Source organism: Corynebacterium sp. MSK074 (genome assembly GCF_030229735.1).
Classification (GTDB): domain Bacteria; phylum Actinomycetota; class Actinomycetes; order Mycobacteriales; family Mycobacteriaceae; genus Corynebacterium.
In genome coordinates, this window is sequence record NZ_JASPIX010000006.1 from 111,342 (window position 1) to 118,058 (window position 6,717).

Here is a 6,717-nt window from a genome sequence, read left to right on the forward strand (position 1 = left end):
CCCGGAGACAGAACCAGATGAAGTCGATCGCCCAGATCGTCCAGAACAACCGCAGGCTCCTCGCGGCCTACGAGGACAAGGTCCAGCCGAGGTTCCTAAGCCGCTATGCGCGCGAACCGATGGACGCCGCCGCCGTGTACCGGAAGCTCCGTGCGCTGGATCCCGGGCCGGATGCGCCGGCCCGGGTCCTCGACCTCGGTTGCGGAACCGGGTGGCTCGCCCGCACGCTCGCCGCTGAGTCTCGCTATCGCAGGGCGAACATCGTCGGCTACGACCTGTCGCCCAATGCGATCCGCATCGCCCGCGAACGCGCCGCCGCCGACGGGCTCGGGGCCCGGACGGAATTCCACGTTGCCGACATCCTCACGCCGCTCGCGGGAGAGCCCGGCGGGGCCTGTGAAATCTGGGTGTGTGGCGCGCTCCACCAAATGAAGGATGCGGGAGCCGCGCTCGGCAGGGTCTCCGGGCTGCTCGCCGACGGCGGCATCGCTTACGTGCAGACGTTCGTCGAGGATCCCGACGTGAACGAGCGGGTCGACATGGCCGTCATGGCGAAGATGGGCCACCGGGTGTTCCGGGGCAGCGAGCTCGAGGACCTCGCCGAAGCCAACGGGCTGAAGCTGGACGGAGCCTCACGCGCCGGCATGGTGTATTTCTGCACTCTCGCGAAGAAAAGCGCGATCGGGGAGGCGGGGAAGTGAGCGCCGTGGACGGGACCGTCGGCCCGTGGTCGCTGCTCGCCCCGATCCGGACCCGGATGCGTGCGGTGGTCGCGTTGTCCGTCCTGTCGTCGGTGGCTACCGTCGCTTCGCTGGTCGGCATCATCGACATCGCGATGACGTACCCGGAGGCCCCGGTGCATCGGACGTGGTTGGCCGTGGTTGTCATCGTCGTCGCCGCGACGGTGCGAATGGCTGCGGACGGCGCCGCCGGCATGCTCTCGCACCGGGCGGATAACGACCTGCAGCTCCACCTCCGGCGCCGGTTGGTTGCCCATATCCGGAAGCTGCCGCTGGGTTGGCTGGACGCCCGGCGCTCGTCGGGGATCATCGGGTCGGTTGAGAAGGACGTCGCGGCTGTCCACCAGCTCATGGGCCACACCGTCGGCGAGACCGTGGTGGCGGTGCTGGTTCCCCTGCTTTCCCTCATCGCGCTCGTCGCGGTCGATTGGCGGATCGCGGCGGTGGCGGTCGTCCCGGTGCTGGTCACCTTCGCCCTGATGGGCGTGATGATTTCGCGCGGAGCCGGTCTTCAGCGCGACTACGAGCGAGCCTCTGAAAAAGTGACGGCTGCGGTCATCGAGTTGGTGCGCGGCATCCCGGTGATGAAGTCCTTCGGACGCGCCAGCCAGGGCGCGGGCCGCTACGATGCCGCGGCGTCGTCGTTCGTCCGCGCGTGGTCCGCCTGGTCCCGGCAGTCGAACATCTATCTCGGGCTCATCGACGTGGTGACGTCCCCGATCACGGTCCTCGCAGTGGTGTGCGGCGCCGGCCTCGCTTTGAGGGACACCGCGGGCGGCAAACCGGAGGGTCTCGTCGCCGGGCTGGTTCTCGGCCTTGGACTCTCCGCGGCGATCGTGAGGGTGGCTATGAACTCCGAACCCATCATCGCGGGGATCGCCGCCCTGAAGTCCATCGCGGAGGTGCTGGGCACGCCGCCGATCACCGAGTCCGCCGAGCCGGTGCCCGTGCACGGAGGCGCGCTCGAGGTCCGGAACCTGGTCTTCTCCTACGGGGATGGGCCGCGGGTCCTCGACGGGATGTCCGCGACGTTCGAATCGGGGGCCCTCACGGCGCTGGTGGGACCCTCCGGTTCCGGAAAGTCCACCGTCGCCCGGCTGTTGGCGCGTTTCCACGACCCTGTCGAAGGCTCGGTGCTGCTGGGCGGCGACGATCTTCGCGACATCGCCGTGCGCGACGTGCACCGTTCGGTGTCGGTGGTGTTCCAGGATCCGCAGTTGCTCACGCTGCCCTTGCGGGAGAACATCCGGCTGGCCAGGAGAGACGCCACCGACGGCGAAATCATGGCGGCCGCGAAGCTCGCGAACCTCGATACGGTCATCGCGGCGCTGCCGAAGGGCCTGGATTCGGTGGTCAACGTCGACGTAACCTTTTCCGGTGGTGAGGCGCAGCGCGTGGCCATCGCGAGGTCGATTGTCACGGACGCGCCGGTGCTCATCTTCGACGAGGCAACCGCTTACGCGGATCCGGCTTCCGAGGCCCTCATTCAGTCCGCAATCGAGCGTTTGGCTCGTTCGCGGACGGTGATCGTGATTGCGCACAGATTGAGCACGATCCGCAACGCTGACCGCATCCTCGTTCTCGATGGGGGAGCGGTCGCGGAGGCGGGCACCCACGACGAGTTGCTTGCGCGCGGTGGCCGCTACCGGGATCTGTGGCGCGCGTTCGCCCTCGACGACGAACCATCCGCCCCGCGGGGCACTGAAGCAGACGATGAAAAGGCAGGGAACCGATGATCCGGGACTTGTGGTCGATGACGGATCGGCACTCGAAGATGACGCTGGCGTGGCTCATTGCGTTGGCCGCGCTTGCCGCGCTGGCACAGGGAGCGGCGTTCGTCGCGCTGCTGCCGCTGCTGTCGGCTCTGGCCGAGGGAGATGATGCGACGGCGTGGCGTTTCACCGGCGTCATCGCCGGCCTCGCGGCCGCCCATGCGGTGCTGTCCCTCGCCGCGGGGACGGTCGGCAGGGCGAATTCCGCAGCGGTGCTGTCGTCCCTGCTGCGTTCCCTGGGCGAACGCGTGCTGACGTTGCCACTCGGGTACGTCACCAAGTCCACGGCCGGCCGCTTTTCGGAGATGGCGTCTTCGGGCATGGCGTTCGCGGCGTCCGTGCCGCACGTGATCCTGCGGCCCGTCATCGCCGCTGTGGTTACGCCGACCGTCATCGCTCTCGGAATTCTGGCGATGGATTGGCGCGTCGGGTTGGTTCTCGTCGCGTCGGCGCCGGTGCTCTTCTTCGCCTACCGGGCCATTGGCCGGGTCGGCGGGGAGTCGGACGAAGCGCATGCTGACGCCGTCGCTGCCGTCTCCGGCAGGCTGATCGAGTTCACCCGCGGCCAGCAGGTGATTCGCGCCGCGGGCGACGGTTCGGCGGCGGACGCGATGGTGGATGAGGCGATCCAGGCCCAACACGATGCGTTCGCGAAGGCGACGTCGACGCAAGGCGCGGCCATCGGACGGTTGGGCTCGGTCGTCCATGCGGTGTTCACGGCGGCGGTGGTCGTCGCCGTGGCGGTCGCCGCGACGGGCGGGATGTCACCGGCGCATTTGGCGCCGATGCTCATTGTGGTCGTCCAGTTCACCGGACCGATCACCACGGCGGGAGCGTTGTCCGGCGGTTTCGGCGCGGGCCGCAACACGTTGGCTGCGCTGCGTGAGCTGCGGGCGATCCCCGTCCTTCCCGAGCCTGCCGCACCGGAGCTGCCCGACGGGCATGACGTGGAGTTCCGCGGCGTGAGCTTCGGGTACGGGGAGAAGAAGGTCCTCGACGGCGTCAGCTTCCGTGCGCCTCAGGGAGCGCTGGTCGCCATAGTGGGACCTTCGGGGGCGGGCAAGACGACGGTCATGCGGCTGCTGTCGCGGTTTCATGATCCGGACTCGGGGGAGATCCTCATTGGCGGGGTGCCCTTGCCTCGGATCGGCACCGACGGCGTGAACTCGCTGGTGACCCCGGTGTTCCAGGAGACGTTCCTCTTCGACGCGTCCGTGCGGGACAACGTGGTCTTCGCCGACCCCGGATTCGGTTCCGGGCCCGGCGACGGAGACCGCTTGCGCGAGGCCGCCCGGCGATCCGGGGTGGACCGCATCGTGGAGCTGCTGCCTTCCGGGTGGGATAACCCGGTGGGGGAGGAGGGGACGCTGCTGTCGGGAGGCGAGCGGCAGCGCGTCGCCATCGCCCGGGCGCTTCTGAAGGATTCCCCGGTGGTGCTTTTCGACGAGCCGACGTCCTCGCTGGATGCGGCCACTGAGCGGGCGATTGTTGGCACGATGGAAGCGTTGCGCGGCGATCGCACCGTGATCGTCGTCGCCCATCGCCTGCACACCGTCCGCGATGCCGACCTCATCGTCGTGCTTTCGGAGGACGGGACGGTCGCAGAACGGGGCACGCACGATGAATTGCTGGCGAAGGGCGGCCGCTACGCCGAGTCGTGGACGTGCCGGACGGGAGGCTCCCCGGGCGCCTGATCCTCGTCCGTCGAGGACCATCGCTCCGGTCCGGTACCGGTGCAGTGGTCCCGCCACGCCGTCCCGGTCAGCGGGTCCTCGACGATGCCCTGGGCGACAGGGTCGTAATTGAAGCCGTAGTGCTCGGTGCGGTGGGCGGGGCACACGTCTTGGACGGTGATGTTGGTGACGCCGGGTTCCCGCACGAAGGAGTTTTAGTGGGGGAGCACGGCATTGTCGTGCCGCGTGCCCAGGAAGGTGTACCGCACGCCCGGTCGAGTGATGTCGCCGATGGTCAGCTCATTCAGCAGCATGGAACCGGAGATCTGCTGTTCCCAGGCAAGCGCGTTCGTTTTGCCGGCGTTTCGGGAGTATCCGTGGCGCATCTCGGGGTGGACGTCAAAGCGATCGGCTGCGCTGTGCGCCCGGGGCCCGTGGTTCGAGGCACCGGTACCGATGAGCTGTTCGACGACCCGGTCCCCGCCCAGCTCCCGGATGTAGTGGTGGGGCAGGGGTCCGCTGCCCTGCGAATACCCGACGAGGTTGACCGCCGGGGCTCCGGTCGCGGCCAGCACCCGGTCGACGACGGAATCCAGTGTTTTCGAGCTGTGGCGGATGTCGCCGCTGAACACGGCCCATTCGACGGGGTGTCCATCGACGACGAGCGGGTTGTCGGTGAACGTGTAGGCGCACAGCCCGGCCCGGGCGAGGCGGGACGCGAGGCCCGCCCATTTCGCGTAGGAGTCCTCCCCGGTCCCGGGAATGAGGATGACGGGCAATTCACCGTCCCGGGGCGGCACCGGAAGTCGTTGGTGCCGGGGGGCACCAGACCGGGCTTGGCCATGGACAGGGCCCGGGCGGCCGCGGGTGAGGTTTGCCGGCGGCTGGGCCACCGGTCGGGAAACCGCCGTCCGACAGCGACGAGGGGATTCTCGTCACCTCGTCGGGGTGTTCCTATATAGGTTGTCAACTCCGTGGGTGGGCTTGTTGGTGGTGTGAAGGGTTTCTGCTTCGTCTCGTAGATGTTGTTTTGGGTACCTTGAGGAGCCGGTTGGGCTTGCTGTGCAATCGGCTTGGATGGGGGTCTGGTGGCTTTAGGCTGCTGCGGCCTTCTGGATTGTGGGGATGTCTCGGTAGTGCTCGCCTTTTCGCATCATGGCGAAGAGGACGTTGAGGCGTCGGCGTGCGAGTGCGACGACTGCGGCGTTGTGTCTTTTGTCTTCTTTGCGTTTTCGTTCATAGAATTGCCGGGAACGCTCGTGGAATCTGATCGATGCAAAAGACGATTGCCATAGGGCGTTCTTTAATTTTTGTTGCCAGCGCGGTTGGGCGATTCGACATAATGGACGTTCCCGACTGAGTCGTCCGCAGTGATAGGCCTGCATAGGACGCTAGGTGCGCTGCATCGGGGAAGTCGGACATATCGCCAACAGTCATGAGGATCTGTGCTGCGCTACGTGGGCCGATGCCGGGCATGGATAAAAGAATCTCGGTTTGAGGAATGTCTTGAATGAGCTTGAGTACCTGTGCTTCTATTTCCTTGCGATGTGCTAGTTTGGCCAGTGCGTCTTTGGCGGACATTGCTACGCTAAGTTCGGGGTATTCTGCGCCGGCAATGGACACGGTCTGTGTGTGGATGGCAGCAAGCATGGCATGGATGACAGGCTCGGGATTGCGCGCTTTGTGACTGCGCGCAAAGGCTGCTAGGCGTGTTTTACCGATGCGTCGAATCTTGGTGGGGCCGCCGTATTTTGCAAGTAGGTGGAGGATCCATTTTCGGTGAATCATCTGTCCGTGCAGGACATGTTCGAAGGCAGGATTGGTTCCCACGAGCGCGGATCGCATCTGGTTAATTAGGCGTGTGTAGGCTCGGGCGAGGTCTTCGTCGATACCGTTGAGAACTTTTGGCTGGGTAAAGACTTCCTCAACGCGGTCGACGCTGCGCAGGGCGTCTGGAAGGTTAAGACCGGCATGGGCGATGACGTAGGCGTCGCGTACATCGGTCTTGGAGTTGCCGACGTGGATGCGAGAGAGCTGTCGCATCGCAAGCCCTGGTAGATAGCGATCGTCTGCCCTATGTGTTGGGCGACTGCGACGGTTAATCGGCCGATGTTGTTGGGTTGATCGACAATGACAAGGACCGAGGTGTTGTCGGCGAGGAATTGGCCGAAGAGCTTGCGTAGCGAGCCTTTATGCTGATTGATGCGTTTGGGCAGGACTTGTCTGCCTTGGGGATCGAGGACGCAGGCGTGGTGGAAGTATTTGCCGACGTCCACGCCAATGACGAAGTCATAGGCCATGGGTGTGTTCCTCCTAGCGATGAATTAGAAGTTGGACTATTTGAGCTTCATCGCTGGGGGTGGTCGGACATACTTAGTACTGGCATCTACATTACTGTGAGACCTCATACCACCTGGGCTGGGTCAGGTTCCTATTGAGCTGTTTGAGTATGTCAGAGAGTGTCTGATGGTTTGTGTGTGGGTTTCCAACCTGCATAAGGAGATAAGCCAGAATGACTACTGTGGCACGACG

The 6,717-nt window shown here is 65.4% G+C and carries 5 protein-coding genes and 1 pseudogene; 3 read left to right on the plus strand and 3 right to left on the minus strand.

Translation table 11 applies throughout. The features are described 5' to 3' along the window. Nucleotides 1-17: 17 nt before the first annotated feature. The 3 genes from QP965_RS07425 to QP965_RS07435 are packed head-to-tail and all read left to right on the plus strand — an operon-like array spanning nucleotide 18 to nucleotide 4,206. Entirely contained in the window at nucleotides 18-701 is a 684-nt protein-coding gene (locus tag QP965_RS07425; RefSeq protein WP_034668635.1) for a class I SAM-dependent methyltransferase, read from the plus strand. Then, a complete protein-coding gene (locus QP965_RS07430) occupies nucleotides 698-2,476 on the plus strand; it encodes an ABC transporter ATP-binding protein (RefSeq protein ID WP_238801895.1) in 1,779 nt (592 codons plus the stop codon). Before QP965_RS07425 ends, QP965_RS07430 begins: the two co-directional genes overlap by 4 nt. After that, the gene (locus tag QP965_RS07435; protein WP_238801894.1) at nucleotides 2,473-4,206 is read left to right on the plus strand and encodes an ABC transporter ATP-binding protein; all 1,734 of its coding nucleotides are present in this window, start codon (nucleotides 2,473-2,475) and stop codon (nucleotides 4,204-4,206) included. The genes QP965_RS07430 and QP965_RS07435 overlap by 4 nt, the downstream gene beginning before the upstream one ends. A gap of 194 nt (nucleotides 4,207-4,400) precedes the next feature. On the opposite strand, the gene QP965_RS07440 is transcribed toward QP965_RS07435, so the two are convergent. From QP965_RS07440 to QP965_RS11555, 3 genes and pseudogenes are all read right to left on the minus strand, one after another. After that, entirely contained in the window at nucleotides 4,401-4,964 is a 564-nt protein-coding gene (locus QP965_RS07440) for an esterase/lipase family protein (RefSeq protein ID WP_284767204.1), read from the minus strand. A 457-nt stretch (nucleotides 4,965-5,421) separates the two neighbouring features. Then, the gene (locus QP965_RS11550) at nucleotides 5,422-6,030 is read right to left on the minus strand and encodes a transposase (RefSeq protein WP_350309476.1); all 609 of its coding nucleotides are present in this window, start codon (nucleotides 6,028-6,030) and stop codon (nucleotides 5,422-5,424) included. Between the two features lie 30 nt (nucleotides 6,031-6,060). Beyond that, nucleotides 6,061-6,485, minus strand: a pseudogene (locus QP965_RS11555) (IS110 family transposase); the annotation flags it as partial. Between the last annotated feature and the right edge of the window lie 232 nt (nucleotides 6,486-6,717).

Bases quoted from the DNA above. Each gene is read 5' to 3' on its own strand.
- QP965_RS07425 (WP_034668635.1), top strand. From the start codon at position 18: ATGAAGTCGATCGCCCAGATCGTCCAGAACAACCGCAGGCTCCTCGCG.
- QP965_RS07435 (WP_238801894.1), top strand. From the start codon at position 2,473: ATGATCCGGGACTTGTGGTCGATGACGGATCGGCACTCGAAGATGACG.
- QP965_RS11550 (WP_350309476.1), bottom strand. From the start codon at position 6,030: ATGCGATCCGCGCTCGTGGGAACCAATCCTGCCTTCGAACATGTCCTG.